This window comes from Senimuribacter intestinalis, assembly GCF_943192965.1.
Lineage (GTDB): Bacteria > Bacillota > Clostridia > Peptostreptococcales > Anaerovoracaceae > Senimuribacter > Senimuribacter intestinalis.
The window spans coordinates 45148-64153 of sequence record NZ_CALPCF010000011.1 but is presented as its reverse complement, the minus strand read 5'-3'; the positions used below and the strand labels follow the sequence as shown (position 1 = coordinate 64153).

Genomic DNA, 19006 nt, shown 5'->3' with positions numbered 1-19006 from the left:
CTGTGGAATTGATGGGGTTGGGGTTTCGGATGTGAAGTGCAGGTTCTTGCTGCGTTGTGCAAAATGCCTTATATTTGCATGAAATGCACAACCTTTGAGCGTTTTGATTCGTTTGGGTTGTGCAGATAGCTCTGATTTTGCGGGATATGCACAACTTTTGAAACTTTGTAAGCCTTATAGTTGTGCAAAATGGCTTGTATTTGCATGAAATGCACAACTTTTGAGGGTTTTGATTCGTCTGGGTTGTGCAGATAGCTCTGATTTTGCGGGATATGCACAACTTTTGAAACTTTGTAAGCCTCATAGTTGTGCAAAATGGCTTGTATTTCGCAAATCTGCACAACTACAAGAGCTGCATCGCTTGTTCATTACTTCACGAAATGAATTCGCTTGTTCATTCGGTTCAGTGCGCTGACCAGTGCATTGACGGAAGCGAGAATGATATCGGCATGGGTACCGACGCCCCAGTAGTAGTTGTCTTTTTCATCAGCGATGCAGACATAGGCAGCTGCTTTGGAATTGGAATCCGCGCTGATGGCATGTTCTGAATAGGTGATGAACTTATAGTCAAAGTGATATTCGGTCTTTCGAAGCGCATTGCTCACCGCGTCCAGACGACCGTTTCCTTCTGCTTCCAGATTGTAGCTTTGTCCGTCGATCACAGCACGCATTCTTACGCCGTACACTTCATTGTCATCCTTAGTAGAGGAGAAGTGGCTGAAGGATGCATCTGTAATGTCGATCGGCGAAAAGTCATTGATGTATTCTGCCTTGAACGCTTCAAAGATTTCTTCGGGTGAAAGTTCTTCGTGGCTTTTGTCGGAAATATCCTTCATCATGTAGCCGACTTCGCTCATCATATTCTTTGGAATCGCATAACCAAAGTTATGTTCCAGAATATAGGCAACGCCGCCTTTGCCGGACTGGCTGTTGATTCTTATCACATCACCGTCATAAGCTCTGCCTACATCATGGGGGTCAATTGGCAGATAAGGTACCGTCCATCTGTTTGGATCTGTTTCTTCTCTCCATTTCATGCCCTTGGAAATCGCATCCTGGTGAGAGCCGGAGAACGCCGCGAAGACCAGTTCGCCGCCGTAAGGCTGACGCGGATCAACGTGCATGCCGGTATATTCTTCGTACTTCTCTACAACTTCTGGCATATTGGAAAAGTCCAGACAAGGATCGATACCGTGGGTAAACATATTCATGGCAATGGTGATAATATCTACATTGCCGGTGCGTTCACCGTTTCCGAAGAGGGTACCCTCAATTCTGTCACCGCCTGCCAAAAGCCCCAGTTCAGCATCGGCAACGCCGGTGCCTCTGTCGTTGTGTGGGTGCAGGGAGATGAGAACGTTTTCTCTGTTATGTAAATGTTTGCTCATGTATTCAATCTGGTTCGCATAAACGTGCGGCATAGACATCTGCACAGTAGCTGGCAGGTTGATGATGACTTTATTATCCGCTGTCGGCTGCCAGATGTCGATGACTTCGTTGCAGATTCGTTCTGCGAACTCAATTTCCGTTCCTGTAAAACTTTCCGGAGAATACTCGAATTGGAATTTCGTCTCTGGGAATTTTGTCGCGTATTCATTCATCAGCACTGCACCATCTTTGGCAATTTGAATAATCTCTTCTTCGGAAGCCCGGAACACCTGCTGCCTTTGGGCAAAGGAAGTGGAGTTATATAAATGTACAATCGCTTTCTTTGCGCCGCGGAGGGCTTCAAAGGTTTTGTCGATGATGTGCTTTCTGGACTGAGTCAGCACCTGTACGGTCACGTCGTCGGGAATCAAATTCTTTTCAATCAGAGTACGGGTGAATTCATATTCAGTTTCGGACGCGGCAGGGAAGCCAATTTCGATTTCTTTAAAGCCGAGGGAAACCAAATACTGGAAAAAATCCAATTTTTCTTCCAGGCTCATGGGAACGACCAGCGCCTGGTTTCCATCGCGTAGGTCAACGCTGCACCACATCGGCGCTTTTTCAATGTGATCTTTTTTCGGCCATTCCATCTGAGAAATGTCCATCGGCGGCGTAAAGTAGCCGGGTCTGTACTTTTCAAAGTTTTTCATGTTGTAATACCTCCGTTTGTATATCAGTGTAGGAAAGTAGCTTAGCGGTTAGGGCATAAAAAATCGTCTCTTTTGACGATTTTTCCAAACCGCAAAAGAGACGAAAACTTGTTACATTGATGTAAGAACCTTGTTTCCGCGGTACCACTCTTTTTGACACGCTTTTTCTATATATAATGTAGAAAAGTGCGCGCCCACTCTTTGAACGCTGCTCGGGGGTGAGACACTATAAAAGGTTTACGGACTTTCACCAAACGCCGCTCTCTGCAAAACCAACATTATAGCTTATTCCCGTCTTGGCAGACGTAAATTTCAGCTATTTAATAATATAAAGGATAAAGTCATAATTGTCAACAGTAAAATTTGTGTTTTCACAAAATAATTGAAAATATTTTTTGTTGGATTACAACAAAAAATATTGAAAAAAAGTGTTGACATTTACATACTTGCGGCTATAATAATATAAGGGCGAAAGAATGCCCATAAGATTCTAAAGAAAAGGAGAGAGAGTATGAAATTGACAGGATCACAAGTGGTGATAGAAGTATTGCTCGATCATGGCGTTGATACTGTATTTGGATATCCAGGCGGCACTGCACTGAATATCTTTGATGAACTTTATAAGTATAGCGACAGGGTTAAGCATGTACTCACTGCCCACGAACAGGGTGCTTCCCATGCGGCTGATGGCTATGCCAGAGCCACAGGCAAAACTGGTGTAGTTTTTTCCACTAGCGGACCGGGGGCAACCAATCTGGTCACCGGCATAGCGACAGCATTTATGGACAGTATTCCAATGGTTGCCATTACAGCCAATGTTGCCGATTCCTTAATCGGAAGAGACGCATTCCAGGAAATCAGTATTACCGGTGTCACGCTTCCTATTACGAAGCACAATTTCTTCGTAAACAGGATAGAAGATCTTGAACCAGCACTTCGAGAAGCTTTCAAGATTGCAAACAGCGGGAGAAAGGGTCCTGTCCTCGTGGACATTACGAAGGACGTAACTGCTGCGAGCATTGAATATACAAATAAACCACCGCTTCAGCTGAAACCGGTGCCGCAGATGGACAAGGAAGACATTGATGCAATTGTTGCTATGGTTAATGAGGCAGAAAGACCGGTTGCATATATTGGCGGCGGTGTAGTTGCTTCAGGCGCAGAGAAGGAAGTAGTTGAATTTTTGGAGAAAGCAGATATTCCTGCGACATACACCTTGATGGCGGCTGGTGTAATCGGCTACGACCATGAGCTGAATCTTGGTCTTGTAGGTATGCACGGAACCGCAGCAGCAAACAGAGCAATCGACCAGGCTGATTTGGTTATTACACTGGGAGCAAGATTCTCTGACCGTGTAGCTTTGACACCAGAGAAATTCGGCCGCAGAGCAAAGATTGTACAGGTTGACATCGACCGCAGTGAAATCAACAAGAACGTTATGATTGATAAGTGCTGTGTCGGCGATGTAAAGGAATTTTTGATTCGCGCACTGCCTGAAGTAAAGGCACAGAAACATGAGTCCTGGCACCAGGAGGTTCTCACTTGGAGAAATACCGCAAAAGTGGTCAGATCCGGCGAATGCGAGCTGCACCCGAAAGATATCTTCGATACTCTCTGCGATATGACCGATGAAAACACCATTTATGTAACTGACGTAGGTCAGCATCAGATGTGGTCAGCGCAGTATATCAGACATAATAAGGCGAAGAAGTTCCTAACAAGCGGCGGACTGGGCACCATGGGCTTTGGCTATGGCGCAGCAATCGGTGCAAAGCTGGCTTGTCCAAATGACAGAGTGATACATATTACAGGCGACGGTTCTTTCCATATGAACCTGAATGAGGCATGTACTGCAGTAAGTCAGAACTTGCCAATTATCACCATAATCATGAACAACAAGGTGCTGGGTATGGTTTACCAGTGGCAGACTCTATTCTATGATAAGCGTTATTCCAACACCACACCGGAAAGGAAGACCGACTTTGTAAAACTGGCAGAAGCCTTTGGCGCAAAGGGATTCCGTGCGGATTCTGTAGAAGAACTGAAGGCCGCAATGGAGCAGGCTCTGAAGGAAGAAGGCCCGGTTTGGATTGACTGCACCATTTCCAGAGAGGAAAGAGTGCTTCCGATGATTCCAAACGGTAAAACCGTTGAAGATATGATTATTGACTAGGGAGGGAACGCAATGCATAAACCATTAAAGAGAGAAATCGTCAGCGTTCTTGTCCTGAATCAGGCAAACGTATTGACGAAAGTTGTCAGCCTTTTCGGCAGAAGAGGATTTAATATTGATTCTTTGACAGTGTCTGCAACCAATGATCCGACCCTGTCCAGAATTACCATCGTATTCAGTGCGACTGAACAGTCTATGCAGCAGATTATCACCCAGACTGAAAAGCTGGAGGTAGTAAAAGAAATCTATATTTTAGATCAGGAATACAGCCTTTATAGAGAACTGCTGCTGCTGAAAGTTGAAGCAGCACCGGCACAGCGTGCTGGAATCAAGGAAATCGTAGATATTTACAGAGGCAAGATTGTAGATCTTTCCAGAGACAGTATGATTATCGAGTTGACCGGAACACCGGAGAAAATCGACGGGTTTATGAAGGTTATTGCTGAATACAATGTGCTGGAAGTCTGCAGAACTGGTATTACCGGCATTGAAGGCAATACCGCAAAAAAAGATAATTAATTTTAAAGGAGATAGATAAAAATGATTACGAAGTATTATGACCAGGATTGTAACTTAGGTTTGTTAGACGGCAAAACTGTTGCCATTATCGGATTCGGAAGCCAAGGCCATGCACATGCAATGAACCTTGCCGAAAGCGGTGTGAACGTAGTAGTAGGTTTGAGACCGGGTTCCGCTCATGCTGCAAAGGCTGAAGCTGCTGGAATCAAAGTTTTGGGCATCGAAGAAGCTGCAGAAGCAGGCGATATCGTTATGATGCTGACACCGGACGAATTGCAGGCAAAGATTTATAAAGAACAGATTGAAAAGCACATGAAAGAAGGCAATGTACTCGCATTTGCTCACGGCTTTAATATTCATTTTAACCAGATCGTTCCTGCTAAGGACATCGATGTTATCATGATTGCGCCAAAAGGACCTGGACACACTGTAAGAAGTCAGTATGTAGAAGGCAAGGGCGTTCCTTCTCTGATTGCTGTTTATCAGGATGCTTCCGGCAAAGCGAAAGATTATGCGCTGGCTTATGCAAGCGGTATCGGTGCTGGCAGAGCAGGTATTTTGGAAACTACATTTAAAGAAGAAACTGAAACTGACCTCTTCGGTGAACAGGCAGTTCTGTGCGGCGGTGTAACTGAGCTGATGAAGGCTGGCTTTGACACTTTGGTAGAAGCAGGATATGAACCGGAAATGGCTTACTTTGAATGTATCCACGAAATGAAGCTGATTGTTGACCTGATTAACGAAGGTGGTTTCGATAAGATGAGATATTCCATCTCCAACACTGCTGAATACGGTGATTACAGAACCGGCAGAAGACTGATTACAGACGAAACCAGAAAAGAAATGAAAAACGTTCTCAGAGAAATTCAGGACGGTACTTTCGCAAGTGAATTTATTCAGGAATTCAACGCTGGTGGAAAAGCGAGATTCCTTGCAACCAGAAAGATGGAGGCTTCCCACCTGCTGTGCAAGGTTGGCGCTGAACTCCGTGCTATGATGAGCTGGTTAAAGAAATAAAGAAAGGTTACAGTTATTATGTCAAGAAGAAGTGATAACGTAACCAAAGGCGTAGAAAAGGCTCCGATGCGAAGCCTTTTTTATGCTATGGGTTACACGAAAGAAGAACTGGAACGTCCGCTGATCGGTGTGGTTTCTGCACACAGTGAGATAGTTCCCGGACATATGCATTTAGATAAAGTGACCGAAGCAGTAAAAGCTGGTGTCAGAATGGCAGGTGGCACACCGATTATGGTGCCTGCTATCGGTGTTTGTGATGGTATTGCTATGGGGCATATCGGTATGAAATATTCTCTGGCAAGCCGGGAACTGATTGCAGACAGCGTAGAAACTATGGCAAATGCGCATCAGTTTGATGGTCTGGTTTTGGTTCCGAACTGCGACAAAATCGTACCAGGCATGCTGATGGGCGCACTGCGTCTGAACATTCCAGCTGTGGTTTGCTCCGGAGGTCCTATGATGAGCGGACTTGTAGGCGGTGTAGAGACATCTCTTTCCAAGATGTTTGAGGCAGTCGGCGCTCGCAAAGCGGATATCATCGATGATGAAGGGCTGCTGGAATTTGAACAGAATACCTGTCCGGGCTGCGGTTCCTGCTCCGGTATGTATACGGCAAACAGCATGAACTGTCTATGCGAAGCGCTGGGCATCGCACTGCCGGGCAACGGCACAGTTCCGGCTGTACACAGCGGCAGAATGATGATTGCAAAGCACGCAGGTATGGCAATCATGAACCTGGTTGAAAAAGATATTAAGGCCAGAGATATTGTAAACGAAAAGGCAATCAGAAACGCTCTTGCCTGCGATATGGCGCTGGGCTGTTCTTCAAACAGCGTATTGCACCTTTTGGCAATTGCTCACGAAGCAGGGGTAGAACTGAATCTGGAGTTGTTCAACGAAATGAGTGCAAAGACACCGAATCTGTGTCATCTGGCGCCTGCTGGCGGCACACACATGCATGACCTGAATAACGCAGGCGGTGTGCAGGGTGTTCTTGCTGAACTTTCCAAAAAAGGTCTCATCGATACGACACTTTTGACCGCAAACGGAAAAACCGTAGGTGAAAATATTGAAGGAAAAGGTTCGCTGGATTCGGGCGCAATGCGTCCTTCTGACAATCCGTACAGCGAAACAGGCGGACTTGCTATTCTTTGGGGCAACATCGCAAAGGACGGCTGTGTTGTTAAGAAAAGTGCAGTCGCACCGGAAATGCTGACCCACAGTGGTCCGGCAAGAGTTTTTGACTGTGAAGAAGACGCGATTGATGCAATTTACAACGGAAAGATTGTAGACGGCGACGTAGTCGTAATCCGCTATGAGGGTCCAAAGGGCGGTCCGGGCATGCGGGAAATGCTCAATCCGACCAGTGCCCTTGCCGGGATGAAGCTGGATAAAACCGTAGCACTGATTACAGACGGTAGATTCAGCGGTGCAAGCCGTGGTGCTTCTATCGGTCACGTTTGTCCGGAAGCTGCCAGCGACGGCGAAATCGGACTGCTTAAGGAAGGCGATATCATCGAAATTGATATTCCAAACTCCAGTGTTAATGCGAAAGTTTCAGAGGAAGAATTTGCAAAACGGCGTGAAACTTATGTGCCGCGCGAGCCGAACGTAAAGAGCGGCTGGCTTTACAGATATTCCAAGATGGTTGCACCGTCCAACAAGGGTGCAGTCATGCTGGAAGACTAACCTGATTGATAATAACGGGGTTGTTGCAGAAGCAATGACCCTGTTGTGATTGTCCGGGGCAACAAGGTTTCTGGACACCCATCCCAAAGTTTTACTTTATGGAAAGGTGGGATTGGTATCTGTGGTATGGAACACGGGAAGGCATGAACGCTTTTTTTTATTTTATATTGACAAATTTCGTTAATTTACGAGATTTTGTCAATAAACAGGCTGAATTCTTACCTAGGATGGCTTAAATATTGCCAATGTTGACAAAAAAACGAGAATCTGTCAATTTTGTCAATGTTTCACCGTAAAAACATTGACAGGATTGACACTTTTTTTGATTTCTGTCAATATTGGCAATAAAGTGGCTGCTTTACATATGAATTCGAGCAGAAATCACGATGACCATTTTTCACAGGCTTGCCGTGACGGAATACAGTTTTTCCTTGCAGTGCATACACACAAGGAGTATAATAATTCCTAGAGATTTTTTGGAAAGGAAAACAGAAGATGTTAACATTAGATAAATTTGAGCAGGCGACGGAGGTCGTAAAGAAAGTTGCGGTAGCGACTAATTTGCTTTACAGTGACTATTTCAGTGAACAGACCGGAAATAAAGTCTATTTGAAGCCGGAAAATATGCAGGTGACCGGTGCATACAAAATTCGAGGCGCGTATTATAAAATTAGTACATTAACAGACGAAGAACGTGCAAAGGGGTTGATTACAGCTTCTGCTGGCAATCATGCCCAGGGGGTTGCTTATGCGGCAAAGGCTTATGGCTGTAAAGCGGTTATCGTTATGCCGACTACTACGCCTTTGATGAAAGTGAACCGTACAAAGAGCTATGGCGCGGAAGTGGTTCTCTACGGTGATGTTTACGACGAGGCTGCGGCCCATGCAAAGCAGCTGGCGGAGGAGAAGGGATATACTTTTATTCATCCCTTTGATGATCCAGTAGTAGCAACAGGTCAAGGAACCATCGCTATGGAAATCATTAAAGAATTGCCTTTAGTGGATTATATCCTAGTTCCTGTTGGCGGCGGCGGTCTTGCGACTGGCGTATCAACGCTGGCTAAAATGCTGAATCCAAAGATTAAAGTTATTGCCGTTGAACCGGCAGGTGCAAACTGCCTGCAGGCTTCGCTGAAAGCTGGTGAGCCAGTAACTCTGCCTACAATCAGTACAATTGCTGACGGTACAGCTGTGAAAACGCCGGGTGTCAGTATTTTTCCTTACCTTAAAGAAAACATCGATGATATCATTACAGTAGAGGACGATGAATTGGTGGTAGCTTTCCTGGATATGGTAGAAAATCACAAGATGGTTGTAGAAAACTCCGGACTTTTGACGGTGGCTGCACTGAAGCACCTGAAGGTAAAAGGAAAGAAAATTGTTTCCATTCTCAGCGGTGGCAATATGGACATTATAACCATGTCTTCGGTAGTACAGCACGGACTGATTCATAGAGAGCGAATCTTTTCCGTATCTACGCTTTTGCCGGACAAGCCAGGTGAGCTCGTTAATGTAGCAAGTATTATCGCCAAAGAGCAGGGCAATGTTATCAGACTGGATCATAATCAGTTTGTCAGCACCAATAGAAATGCGGCAGTGGAACTGAAAATTACCATTGAGGCATTCGGTCCTGACCATAAGAAAAAAATCATTGAAGTGCTGGCTGCTGGCGGATATAATCCAAAAGTCATAAGCGTAATGATGTAAAAACGTGAAAAAGAAGGATTGCGCATTTGTTTCAAAAGCAAGTGCGCAGTTTTTTTATGAATAAAACTTGTAGGCAGATTGAAAATTACCATTGATTTCCCCATACAACAGCAGTATAGTGAAAATTATAACAGAAAGGAGATGGTAATATATTGTATAATAGTAAATTATATACAGAAAAAGAACTAGAATATCAAAGCGAGCTTGCAAAGCGTTATCGGAAAGAGTTGAAGCGTTTACCGGAAGGAAAACTTTCGGTTAATACTGTAAAAGGAAAGCCTTACTATTTTCACCTGTCAAATGGAGAGCGGAAGTATTTGGGCAGTGGAGAAAATGAAGTAGTAAAAGATTTACAGAAACGATACTATTTAGAAGAATCACTGAAGAGAATTGATTCAAATCAGAAGCTTCTTCAGAAAATAGGACAGGAGTACATATCGATAAACTTAGAAGAAATGATGACACAGTCACCGAAAGCTTATAGAGAAATGCCAATCGATTATTTTAATTTAAGCAAACAAAATTCTTCTAGCTGGGGTAGTAGTAAATATGAAAGAAGTCAGAAATACTCAGAACATTTGGTTCATCAGACTTTAAAAGGTGATTTTGTCAGATCAAAATCTGAAGCCATTATTTCAAATATTTTCTTTACAAAGAAAATCGAATATAGGTATGAAGAAGTCATAAAAATTAATGGAAAAATAATTGTTCCTGACTTTAGGATTTTAGTAAAAAGTGAAAATCGTATTAAGCTTCTTGAGCATTTTGGAATGATAGGAAACGCTGAATATATGGAAGATGTCATGTGGAAAGTTAAGTTTTACTTAGAGAACGGATTCAAGCCGTGGGAAGATATTATTTTTACTTTTGAAGATATATACGGGAATATTAATACGCAGCTCATAGACAAGATTATTGAAGAGTTTTGCAGGTAAAGAGATATGTAGAGATGATACACAACTTTTGTGAGTTTAATCAGAGAAGAGTTTTGTAGACAGTTAATAATACACTAAATTAGCACAACTTTTTAGCCCGGAAATAATCTTTACATAGTAAATTCGTGCAGCTGTTGTGTAAAATAGTGAGGTCTATTAACCTATGCACAACTCTTAAAGATGTAAGCGAAATAAAGTTGTGCATATTGGCTAAAAAAGAACAGTCTGCACAACATTGTTCATAGAAATAGAAAAAAGTTGTGTAAATGTTTGTATAAACAGATACATTTACACAACTTTCGATGATTGCAATAATGGGAAGAGCTATTCCCTAAACTGATACTGATAAAGTTCTGCATACATGCCGCCAGCAGCTACCAGCTCGTCGTGACTGCCGCGCTCAGTAATACCGTTAGCTGTGAGAACGATGATTTCATCTGCACTTTTTATGGTAGACAGGCGGTGGGCGACGATGACAGAGGTTCTGCCGCGGCCGAGTTCTTCCAGAGACTTTTGAATCAGCATTTCTGTAGCGTTATCCAGGGCGGAAGTCGCTTCATCAAGAATCAGAATCGGTGGATTTTTCAGGAATACGCGGGCGATGGAAATTCTCTGCTTTTGACCGCCGGATAGTTTGATGCCACGCTCGCCAACCTGGGTATCATAGCCATCTTCCATGGTTAGGATGTAGTCGTGAATGTTGGCTTTTTTTGCAGCTTCGATGATTTCTTCATCGGTGGCATCTAAGTTGCCGTAGGCGATATTTTCACGTATCGTACCGTTGAACAGGAAGACGTCTTGTGCAACCATACCGATATTTTTTCTAAGATCGTAACGGGAAATTTTTGTGATATCAATGCCGTCTATAGTGATTCGACCTGAATCTACATCGTAAAATCTTGGAATCAGATGGCACATGGTAGTTTTACCGCTGCCGGATGGACCAACCAGGGCAAGGGTGCGTCCTTTTTTGATATCCATGGTGAGATTTTTGATAACAGGCGGTGCTTCGCCTTCCTTGTCGCTGTTTTCGTAGCTAAAGGTAACGTTTTCGAAACAGATATTACCGTCCAGATGGTCAGGGTGAAGTAAATCTGTGCTGTCACTTTCTTCTTCATCAATCGCCATGATTTCACAAAACCTGCGGAAGCCCGTCATTCCTTCCTGTAGTTGTTCATAGAAAGAAACCAGTTTATTGACAGGATTCAGGAACATAGAAATGTAAAGCAGGAATGCGGCAAACTCGCCAGCATTGATTTTTCCATAGAAGAAAAAGAGTCCGCCTGAGGAAAGCACCACTAGATAAAGAAGGTCCATAAACAGTGTCATGCCAGAGTGAAAAATCCCCATGGCTTTATAGGCGCCGGAACGGGAACGTTTTAGATTTTCGTTGGCGACGTTGAATTTTTTATTTTCGTGTTCGTCTGCGGTGTAAGCTTTGGAAACACGGATGCCAGCGATGGCGGTTTCCACATTAGCGTTGATTTCTGCAGTTTTGACGCGGGTTTCGCTGAAAGCCTTATTCATCATGGTTCTGGTTTTAAAGGCGAAGAAAATCATAAATGGCAGCACTGCAAAGGTAATCAGTGTCAGCGGCAAACTGATCTGTGCCAGCATGATAAAAGCGCCGATTAAGATAATCAGCGATAGAAATAGGTTCTCCGGACCGTGGTGGGCAAGTTCAGATACCTCGAATAAGTCGTTAATCATCCGGCTCATGATGACGCCAGTTTTGTTTTCATCGAAGAATGAGAATGGAAGCTTTTGCAGGTGACGAAACAGTTCACGGCGCATATCTCCTTGAATTCTGACGCCGACGATATGACCCCAGTACTGAATGATGTAGTTGAGAAATGCTTTCAGCACGTAAATGCAGAGCAGAACAATCGCCCAAACGACGAAGAGGTGGATGTTCTGATTTGGCACATAGTCGTTGATAATATTCTTGGCGATGACTGGGTAAAACAGGTCGCAGCACGCCACGATAAAAGCACATACCATGTCCAATGTGAACAGACGTAAATGCGGTTTATAGTATTTTGCAAACTTTCTAATCATGTATTTCCTCCAAATGCTTCTGGTATATTAAAGTCACTGATAGTATGATACCACTATTTGTAATAATTTCGCAAGATTTTACTCACAAAATGCACACATAATTTTATCGTTTTCTACAAAGTCAGACTGTATAATGAAAGTGCAAAAGGGAATTAGAATTAGAAATTTTATCAGGAGGAAAACATGAAGAACAAAAAAAGTAGAAAAAAGTCTGCAAAAGCTGAGAAAGCAAAGCCCCCGGAGGGGCGGGACAAAGAGGTTGCAGTTTTGCTGTGGCTGATGTCACATGGAAATGAGGATGTAGAGAAAAGGATCTTTGATGAATGGTCCTATACTGTATGAGTGAGATAAAGCAATACCTTCTAAGTAGACCAAAACCGCCGCGGGTGACCGCGGCGGTTTTGCAGTGGAAAAGTTTTAACTCTCGGCAGGATACAGCGTGATGCTTTCTACCTTGTCTGGATCAAAAAAGGTAAGTTTTAGAATTATGCGGCAGGGCAGGGTCTGATCGCCTGCGCTTAAATAAAACAGATTAGTGCCTTTTTTCAAAAATGTACCGCCACCGAGCCAGATTTCTCCGTAATTTTCCTCAGAAGACTGTGCTAGGCGCATGGTATAGATGGGTTTCAGCAGAACTTCATTTTCATCGCTATCGTTGACGTCGCAGCAGAGCATGACGCCCTCTTTTCCATAGGTATCATAGGTGTAGCGCAGGGCGATATCGGCATCTTCCTTTACTTTGACGGCAAGAAAAATCGGTTTACCTTCAGGCGCAATGCTGTCAGGTTTTGCCAGTGTATCGATTTCCACTGTGAGGCTTCCATCTTCGGAAAGAGAGAGTTTTTTTGATTCTTTTAGCTGGCTTTGCTGATGCAGGACATCGCTGTTCTTGGTGTTTTCTGAAGGCTTCTTATCGTCTGTGCTGCCGGGGGAAGCTTTGCTGCAGCCGGTGCAGGCAATCGCAAGTATTAGTATCAGTGCAGTTATGAATAACAGATTCTTTTTCATTTCAATTCACCTCGTATTTTTCTTGTAAAAAGAATCATAGCAGGAAAGACGGAAGAAAAACCAGAGGAACCTCTTAATTTTTTCTTAAGAACAATTCATGCCTTTTGGGCATGGAAGGTATACTTGATGCGTATTTGCTATTGCAGACCGCAAGGGGTACAATGGGTAAGAGAATAAAGAAAGGTGAGATGACGGATGCAGTATCAGGATTTTTATGGAAAAAAGATTTCTACTCTTGGATTTGGGGGCCTCAGATTTCCGGCGGCAGACGGCGATCCGAACCAGATTGACAGAGAGGCGGCGCAGAAGGTGGTGGATGCGGCAATGGGGCAGGGCATCAATGTCTTTGACACTGCCTGGTCTTATCAGGACGGTGATTCAGAAAGGTTTCTGGGGGAGGATCTTGCAAAGTATCCGCGGGAAAGTTTTCTGCAGGGACTTTCGGGCGTATAGACCGTGTTTTCTGGCATGTCGGATGTATCTCAGGTCATCGAAAATGCAGCGCTGTTTGATGCGCCAAAGCCGTTGAGCGCCGCGGAGAGAAAGACTTTACAAAGGGCGGCGGACGCCTTTCTTAAAACTATGGGTGTGCCGTGCTCCGGCTGCCGGTATTGCTGCGGCATCTGCCCGGCAGGACTTGAGATTCCGCTGCTGCTCAAAGGATACAATGAGCAGAATATTACCGGTTCTACCTGGAAAATCGGCATGCTGACAGAGACGAAAGGCGCTTCGGCGTGCCTTTCCTGCGGCGCGTGTCTTTCCCGGTGTCCGCAGAAAATCGATATCCCAGGTGTGATGAAAAAGCTTGCGGAACAACAATAAATCCGCGGCAGGTCCGTACACTGTGATGCAATATATGGATATTACGATAACAAGTTCCTTCAAGATGAGGGAACTTGTTTGTTATATTCTGAAAATGATTGAATTCCAATATCTAGCATGATAAAATATAATAAAATAGAAATAGCATGGATTGATTAGGAACAGGATATGAGGATTTTAATTTGTGAGGATGAAAGGGATTGCGCGCAGGCACTTGCAGCGCAGTGCATGGATTATTTAACACGCTCCGGGATAGAAGCGGAATTTCTGACGGAGTATACTGCAGAAACAATTACGCAGCATGATCCGGATATTCTACTTTTGGATATTGAAATGCCCGGTATTTCCGGGATTACAGCAAAGGATATGCTTTGCCAGTCAGATGGAAAGCCTCTCATTATCTTTGTGTCCAGTCACACGGAAATGATGCCGCAGGCTTTTGGACGGAATGTGATTAGCTTTATTGCCAAGCCGGCGCGGCAGTTTGAAATAGAAGAATCTCTGGAAACTGCAATCCGATTGCTGCCCAGAGACATCGGGATAGAATTGGAAGGAGGAAATACTGTCAGCAGCGCGGATATCGCCTATATTGCGGTAGCTGGCGTTTACACCGATGTGCATCTGGCATCAGGTGAACATGTTTCTAATCAGAGAAAAAGCTTGTCTGCATGGGAGGAAACGCTGCAGGAGACTGACTTTCTCAGAGTCAGTGACAAGCATCTGGTCAATTGCGCCTATATAGAGGAAATAAACGATGAGGGTGCTATTTTGGAGCACAGCTTGGGTGTGCTGCATATCAGCAGACGCAGAAAAGCGGCGTGCAAGGAATCTTATCGAAACTATTGTAAAAGGATGGCGAAGCTGGTATGAATGTACTTTATACAGGGGTGTATTTCATTGATATCTTGCGTTTGGCAGCCGTTCTGTGCGGCATATTTGGATTCTCTTTTTCCATGCGCAGGAGCGCTTTGTTATTGGGTGCGGTTCTGGTGCTGACTGGCGCGGTGGTGACGCTTTTGCTTTCCGATCCGTCAAATCGGATTTTTGTATCGCTGTTTGTGCAGATGATGTTTGCTGTCATTTGTTTTGCGGAAAAAAAGCGAGTTTTAGCAGAGGTTACGTTTCTGCTGCATTTTGCTCTGATGACCGCAGAAGCGCTGGTGCAGAGCGTAATCGCAATGTTCTGGTACGCGGGGATGGTGCTGGAAAGCGAGCGGGAGGTTGCTCTTGATGCAATTTGCGGAATGACAACTTGCATCGTGATACTGGGTGTGACAGCGGCTATATCCAAATATACGAAGCCAGTACTGCAGCATTATCTGAAGCAGTTCGGCTGGAAACAAGTGCTCTATTATGCAGTGTGGATTTTTTCTTCAGGTGTTGTAATTGGGGTTGCCAGTGGAATAGCGATGGATAACGGTATGATTTATCGGTATAAAGTGGCGATGCAGCTTGCCGTGTGTGTGCTGGGCATCGGGATGCTTGCCTTTGGTGTATTGCTTAACGTGCTCTACGAGCAGAGGAAGAAGTTAAAAGAAGACGATCAATTTAAACAGAGGTGCATCGAACAGCAGGCGGCACAGTACGAGGAAATCACAGTAAAAAACAAGAAGTTGCTAAGCTTTCGACATGATCAGAAAGCCTACTTGCTGGCACTGCGGGCGTTGATCGACGAGGGAGATTTGACCCAGCTTCGCAGATATACAGAAGATTTAGAACAGAAAGCCAGAGATTTTGATTACATAGCCACTGGAAATCTGGTGGCAGACGCCATTGTGAATGCCCAGGCGGCATGGGCAGAAGAGGCGGCTGTAGACTTTTTTGTGGCGGGAAGATTTCCTGCACAGATGCGAATCAGTGACGCAGACCTTGCGATGCTCCTTTCCAATGGACTGAAAAATGCCTGTGAAGCGGCTGAAAGATGTGCAGAAAAACGAGAAGTATTTGTTTTGATCAAATCCTATAAAAAGATGTTGTTCCTGGAAATTAGAAATTCAGCCATGGAAGCGCCCAGGGTGCAGGACGGACAGCTTTTAACCAGTAAACAGGACAAGGAAAATCATGGAATTGGCACACAGAATATGCAGCAGGTAGTAGAAAAATATGACGGAACATTGACCTGGGAGTATGATGAAGAAGGACAGGTTACGACAAAAATAGAAATTTAAGGAAAGTAAACGACCACCTACATCAAAAAAGCAACCACCTGCAACATTTAAATTGGAACCTGCGCAGACCTATGATAGAGTGAACCTAGAAGGTGTTAGCAAATAGGTTTGCGGGAGGTGAGTGTATGCCAGAATATCTTGATTCCAATTGGTGGGAGTGGCTGAAAAGCTGCTGGGCGGAAAATAAAGAAGTTAGCGCAAGATTAGGAGAAAATCAAGATGGAAATTGTATTTTGATTGGAAAGGATAGAGTAATGAAGAAAAAATCATTATCAAAAAAATTATTTTTAGCAACTATAAGTTTAATTATATGCATGTTCATTTGTTCTTCTACTACATTCGCAAATGAAGTAGTTAGTGTTTCTGAAGAAATACCGGTCTATGGAAGCAATCGGGAAGCATTTGATAGCCAATATACTCCAAATATTTCAATTGATGTTGCAGGGATATTTCGTTCCGCAAGACTAGAGCCTGTGTTTATTAGATCAGGAGATACAACAAAGGTTGAAGTTTATGTGCAGTATACAGGTGATGATCCTGCAAATGCTGTGAAGATTACGAACTTTGAAATTTGGAATACAAATCTTTTGAATCGAAAACAGTTAGTACCGACATTTTCTCCAGGTACTAGAAACTTTATGGCAGCTAAAGAGGCTCATGTTCGATTGAAAGAAGTAAAGCTTGCAACATCAGTCAAAGCAGTTAGAGTAGATGTGGGAACTTATCAAGCATATATTATGGGTTATGGTTGGATTAGTGCAGGAGATCCTGTTGGGCAGAAACCTATTAAATAAATATAAATAGATTTGTCGCATGAAAATAAGGGGTGAAGTGTAATTTGATTAAAAAATTATCAGATATAACGAGTTTTTTAAATAATAAATTTGATGTTACTATGATTGAACCGGAGAAATTAAGTGATTCAAGATTTAATATTATTATAAATAATATTATAAAATGTGAATTAAATAAAAATAAGTTTTTAAAATATGATGAACTTGATATATTGATTTTCGATATAATAAGAAATACAAAAAGTGAGAATTATTATAAGAAAGCGATTCTATCTGGAGCTTTAGAAAAAGAGGAACTTATAAGGATTATAATTGAAAAAAAAACTGGTTATATTGAATGCTCATCTCAAGAATTATATAAAGAATTGCGACTATTTCAAGGTGTATCTCAGTATGATATAGAAAATAATACTTCAGTATTTTGGGATTATTGCACACTACTTGAAAAGGAAAAAAAATGAATATGGCTTATTGTTCTACGTGGCATAATGATGTAACAACGCTTGTAGACACGCAGGCAGAAGGTACATGGAGAAGCAACTAAGATGACATGAAGGAAGACTGCGCTTGCAGTCTTTCGTTATCCTTTTGAAAGGAGAGAAAACAAATGAACCTATACTTAGATTCACTTAAAAGACAACGACTTCCTGCGGTTATTATGGGTTTGATATACGGGGGGTGTTGGTTGTCATGATGTTTATTACCGAATTGAGGAGTATAACTCCATATAATCCCTGCTTATATGAGGTGAACATGTGAACATGACTTAATTTACTTTAATTCAGCAGATGCTGACATTATTAGTTTTTTTATGTGGAATAGGCGTCACTGTGTCGTTAATCGTATATTTCATTCGGAAACGTCGTAAATAAAAGGGTAGTCTAAACACGTGAAAATATTTGAATTTCTTTCGTGACGACAAATCTGACTGTATTGTAGCAAAAATGCTATCTTGCGGTCATCTTTAAAACGTGTGACAGGCCGAAAATGACCGCAAATCTCTTTTTCGAACAATTGCGGTTATAAATTCCCTTGTTCAAAGGGAATTCTCAAAAGTTTTTCCTCATCATTTTGGAAGAAACTATAATATAATGGAATTGAAGATATAAATTCACAGTATTGAAAGTCAGTGAGTTTATTTTTTTGACTGTATTCGTTCAAATTTAGCCTTTTACGGTCAGAAATGCCTCAACAGGATTTTCAAGTCTGACCGTATGACGGCGATTTATTGCCCAAACGGTCAGAGTATGAATTTCGGAACAAAAATCCAGCTTCGTGTCTTTGCTGTTTCATGCCCCAAGAAAAGTATTTCCCTTTTCGGATTTCTTTGCTACAATAGAAACGAATGGGCACGAAAGGAGTCAAGGATGAAGCGGATTGCCATTGTGGAGGATGACAGGCTGTTCAACGAGGCGTTGTATCAGACATTGAAAAAAGCAGATTATGCGGTAGACAGGGCGCATTCCTACGGGGAAGGAACGGCGCTGATTGACAAGCAGCCGGATTTATTCATTGTGGATGTGAATCTGCCTGCAGGCGATGGTTTTACACTTTGCAGGCGTATTCGAGAATCCGGGCAGACGCCGGTGATGTTTTTGACGGCAAGAGATGATGAAAGTGATATGATTCGGGCTTTTGATCTTGGCGCGGACGATTATCTTGTCAAACCGTTTCCCATGGCGGTGCTTTTGAAACATGTGGAGGCGATCCTGCGCAGGAGCAGCGGTCAGAATCAGCGATTTTCCTATCTGGAACTTGCAATGGACTTTGACAGAAAGTCGGTAACCTATCGGGGTGAAGCCATCAATTTGACTGCCAAGGAATATAAAGTGCTGGAGCTTCTTGTAAAAAACCGGGGCAGAGTCGTTACCAGAGAAATGATGCTGGAACAGGTCTGGGATGCGGACGGCGCTTTTGTAGAGGAAAATACCGTAAATGTGACGCTGAGCAGGCTGAGAAAGAAAATCGAACCCAATCTGGAGGAACCGATTTTCATCAGGAATGTATTTGGAATAGGTTATACTTTTGGAAAGTAGGA

General features: G+C 43.2%; 17 protein-coding genes. 14 read left to right on the top strand and 3 right to left on the bottom strand.

What is annotated here, in order from left to right; translation table 11 throughout:
* Positions 1-368: 368 nt before the first annotated feature.
* Positions 369-2078: a 2-isopropylmalate synthase gene (locus tag NFR88_RS10455; protein ID WP_161907873.1), complete on the bottom strand. Its 1710-nt coding sequence runs from the start codon at positions 2076-2078 to the stop codon at positions 369-371.
* Between the two features lie 511 nt (positions 2079-2589).
* On the opposite strand from NFR88_RS10455, the gene ilvB reads away from it, so the two are divergent.
* The 6 genes from ilvB (at position 2590) to NFR88_RS10425 (ending at position 10118) form a co-directional block, all read left to right on the top strand.
* Complete coding sequence (gene ilvB, locus NFR88_RS10450; RefSeq protein WP_251615775.1) at positions 2590-4251, top strand: biosynthetic-type acetolactate synthase large subunit; 1662 nt, start codon at positions 2590-2592, stop codon at positions 4249-4251.
* 12 nt (positions 4252-4263) lie between these two features.
* Positions 4264-4770, top strand: a complete 507-nt coding sequence (gene ilvN / locus NFR88_RS10445) for an acetolactate synthase small subunit (RefSeq protein ID WP_160201118.1) — start codon at positions 4264-4266, stop codon at positions 4768-4770.
* A 21-nt stretch (positions 4771-4791) separates the two neighbouring features.
* Positions 4792-5787, top strand: a complete 996-nt coding sequence (gene ilvC, locus NFR88_RS10440) for a ketol-acid reductoisomerase (RefSeq protein ID WP_160201117.1) — start codon at positions 4792-4794, stop codon at positions 5785-5787.
* An 18-nt stretch (positions 5788-5805) separates the two neighbouring features.
* Complete coding sequence (ilvD, locus tag NFR88_RS10435) at positions 5806-7476, top strand: dihydroxy-acid dehydratase (protein ID WP_160201116.1); 1671 nt, start codon at positions 5806-5808, stop codon at positions 7474-7476.
* A gap of 495 nt (positions 7477-7971) precedes the next feature.
* Positions 7972-9183: a threonine ammonia-lyase gene (gene ilvA, locus NFR88_RS10430; protein ID WP_251615772.1), complete on the top strand. Its 1212-nt coding sequence runs from the start codon at positions 7972-7974 to the stop codon at positions 9181-9183.
* Between the two features lie 152 nt (positions 9184-9335).
* The gene (locus NFR88_RS10425) at positions 9336-10118 is read left to right on the top strand and encodes a hypothetical protein (protein WP_251615770.1); all 783 of its coding nucleotides are present in this window, start codon (positions 9336-9338) and stop codon (positions 10116-10118) included.
* Positions 10119-10442: 324 nt separating this feature from the next.
* Here NFR88_RS10425 and NFR88_RS10420 read toward each other — a convergent pair whose 3' ends face one another.
* Positions 10443-12176, bottom strand: a complete 1734-nt coding sequence (locus NFR88_RS10420) for an ABC transporter ATP-binding protein (protein ID WP_160201113.1) — start codon at positions 12174-12176, stop codon at positions 10443-10445.
* 183 nt (positions 12177-12359) lie between these two features.
* On the opposite strand from NFR88_RS10420, the gene NFR88_RS10415 reads away from it, so the two are divergent.
* Positions 12360-12518 (top strand): hypothetical protein, encoded by a 159-nt coding sequence (locus NFR88_RS10415; protein WP_251615768.1) that lies wholly within the window; start codon positions 12360-12362, stop codon positions 12516-12518.
* 75 nt (positions 12519-12593) lie between these two features.
* On the opposite strand, the gene NFR88_RS10410 is transcribed toward NFR88_RS10415, so the two are convergent.
* Positions 12594-13184 (bottom strand): hypothetical protein, encoded by a 591-nt coding sequence (locus tag NFR88_RS10410; protein ID WP_251615766.1) that lies wholly within the window; start codon positions 13182-13184, stop codon positions 12594-12596.
* Between the two features lie 195 nt (positions 13185-13379).
* On the opposite strand from NFR88_RS10410, the gene NFR88_RS10405 reads away from it, so the two are divergent.
* The 7 genes from NFR88_RS10405 to NFR88_RS10375 all read left to right on the top strand — a co-directional run bounded on the left by NFR88_RS10405 (position 13380) and on the right by NFR88_RS10375 (position 19004).
* Positions 13380-13637, top strand: a complete 258-nt coding sequence (locus NFR88_RS10405) for an aldo/keto reductase (protein ID WP_251615765.1) — start codon at positions 13380-13382, stop codon at positions 13635-13637.
* A gap of 15 nt (positions 13638-13652) precedes the next feature.
* Positions 13653-14006, top strand: a complete 354-nt coding sequence (locus tag NFR88_RS10400) for a 4Fe-4S dicluster domain-containing protein (protein WP_251615762.1) — start codon at positions 13653-13655, stop codon at positions 14004-14006.
* Positions 14007-14174: 168 nt separating this feature from the next.
* Positions 14175-14876, top strand: a complete 702-nt coding sequence (locus NFR88_RS10395) for a LytR/AlgR family response regulator transcription factor (protein WP_251615760.1) — start codon at positions 14175-14177, stop codon at positions 14874-14876.
* Positions 14873-16174 (top strand): sensor histidine kinase, encoded by a 1302-nt coding sequence (locus NFR88_RS10390; protein ID WP_160201108.1) that lies wholly within the window; start codon positions 14873-14875, stop codon positions 16172-16174. Before NFR88_RS10395 ends, NFR88_RS10390 begins: the two co-directional genes overlap by 4 nt.
* A 125-nt stretch (positions 16175-16299) precedes the next feature.
* Positions 16300-16968 carry a hypothetical protein gene (locus tag NFR88_RS10385; RefSeq protein WP_160201107.1) on the top strand — a complete coding sequence of 223 codons (669 nt, stop codon included), beginning with the start codon at positions 16300-16302 and terminating at the stop codon, positions 16966-16968.
* A 44-nt stretch (positions 16969-17012) separates the two neighbouring features.
* Entirely contained in the window at positions 17013-17429 is a 417-nt protein-coding gene (locus NFR88_RS10380; protein ID WP_160201106.1) for a hypothetical protein, read from the top strand.
* Positions 17430-18335: 906 nt separating this feature from the next.
* Positions 18336-19004 carry a response regulator transcription factor gene (locus tag NFR88_RS10375; RefSeq protein WP_161907861.1) on the top strand — a complete coding sequence of 223 codons (669 nt, stop codon included), beginning with the start codon at positions 18336-18338 and terminating at the stop codon, positions 19002-19004.
* Positions 19005-19006: the final 2 nt, after the last annotated feature.

What these genes read in the sequence shown, in the direction of transcription:
- NFR88_RS10405 (WP_251615765.1), top strand. Translation starts at nt 13,380, where the DNA reads ATGCAGTATCAGGATTTTTATGGAAAAAAGATTTCTACTCTTGGATTT.
- ilvA (WP_251615772.1), top strand. Translation starts at nt 7,972, where the DNA reads ATGTTAACATTAGATAAATTTGAGCAGGCGACGGAGGTCGTAAAGAAA.
- NFR88_RS10390 (WP_160201108.1), top strand. Translation starts at nt 14,873, where the DNA reads ATGAATGTACTTTATACAGGGGTGTATTTCATTGATATCTTGCGTTTG.
- ilvB (WP_251615775.1), top strand. Translation starts at nt 2,590, where the DNA reads ATGAAATTGACAGGATCACAAGTGGTGATAGAAGTATTGCTCGATCAT.
- NFR88_RS10415 (WP_251615768.1), top strand. Translation starts at nt 12,360, where the DNA reads ATGAAGAACAAAAAAAGTAGAAAAAAGTCTGCAAAAGCTGAGAAAGCA.
- ilvC (WP_160201117.1), top strand. Translation starts at nt 4,792, where the DNA reads ATGATTACGAAGTATTATGACCAGGATTGTAACTTAGGTTTGTTAGAC.
- ilvD (WP_160201116.1), top strand. Translation starts at nt 5,806, where the DNA reads ATGTCAAGAAGAAGTGATAACGTAACCAAAGGCGTAGAAAAGGCTCCG.
- NFR88_RS10375 (WP_161907861.1), top strand. Translation starts at nt 18,336, where the DNA reads ATGAAGCGGATTGCCATTGTGGAGGATGACAGGCTGTTCAACGAGGCG.
- ilvN (WP_160201118.1), top strand. Translation starts at nt 4,264, where the DNA reads ATGCATAAACCATTAAAGAGAGAAATCGTCAGCGTTCTTGTCCTGAAT.
- NFR88_RS10410 (WP_251615766.1), bottom strand. Translation starts at nt 13,184, where the DNA reads ATGAAAAAGAATCTGTTATTCATAACTGCACTGATACTAATACTTGCG.
- NFR88_RS10420 (WP_160201113.1), bottom strand. Translation starts at nt 12,176, where the DNA reads ATGATTAGAAAGTTTGCAAAATACTATAAACCGCATTTACGTCTGTTC.
- NFR88_RS10455 (WP_161907873.1), bottom strand. Translation starts at nt 2,078, where the DNA reads ATGAAAAACTTTGAAAAGTACAGACCCGGCTACTTTACGCCGCCGATG.
- NFR88_RS10400 (WP_251615762.1), top strand. Translation starts at nt 13,653, where the DNA reads ATGTCGGATGTATCTCAGGTCATCGAAAATGCAGCGCTGTTTGATGCG.
- NFR88_RS10395 (WP_251615760.1), top strand. Translation starts at nt 14,175, where the DNA reads ATGAGGATTTTAATTTGTGAGGATGAAAGGGATTGCGCGCAGGCACTT.
- NFR88_RS10385 (WP_160201107.1), top strand. Translation starts at nt 16,300, where the DNA reads ATGCCAGAATATCTTGATTCCAATTGGTGGGAGTGGCTGAAAAGCTGC.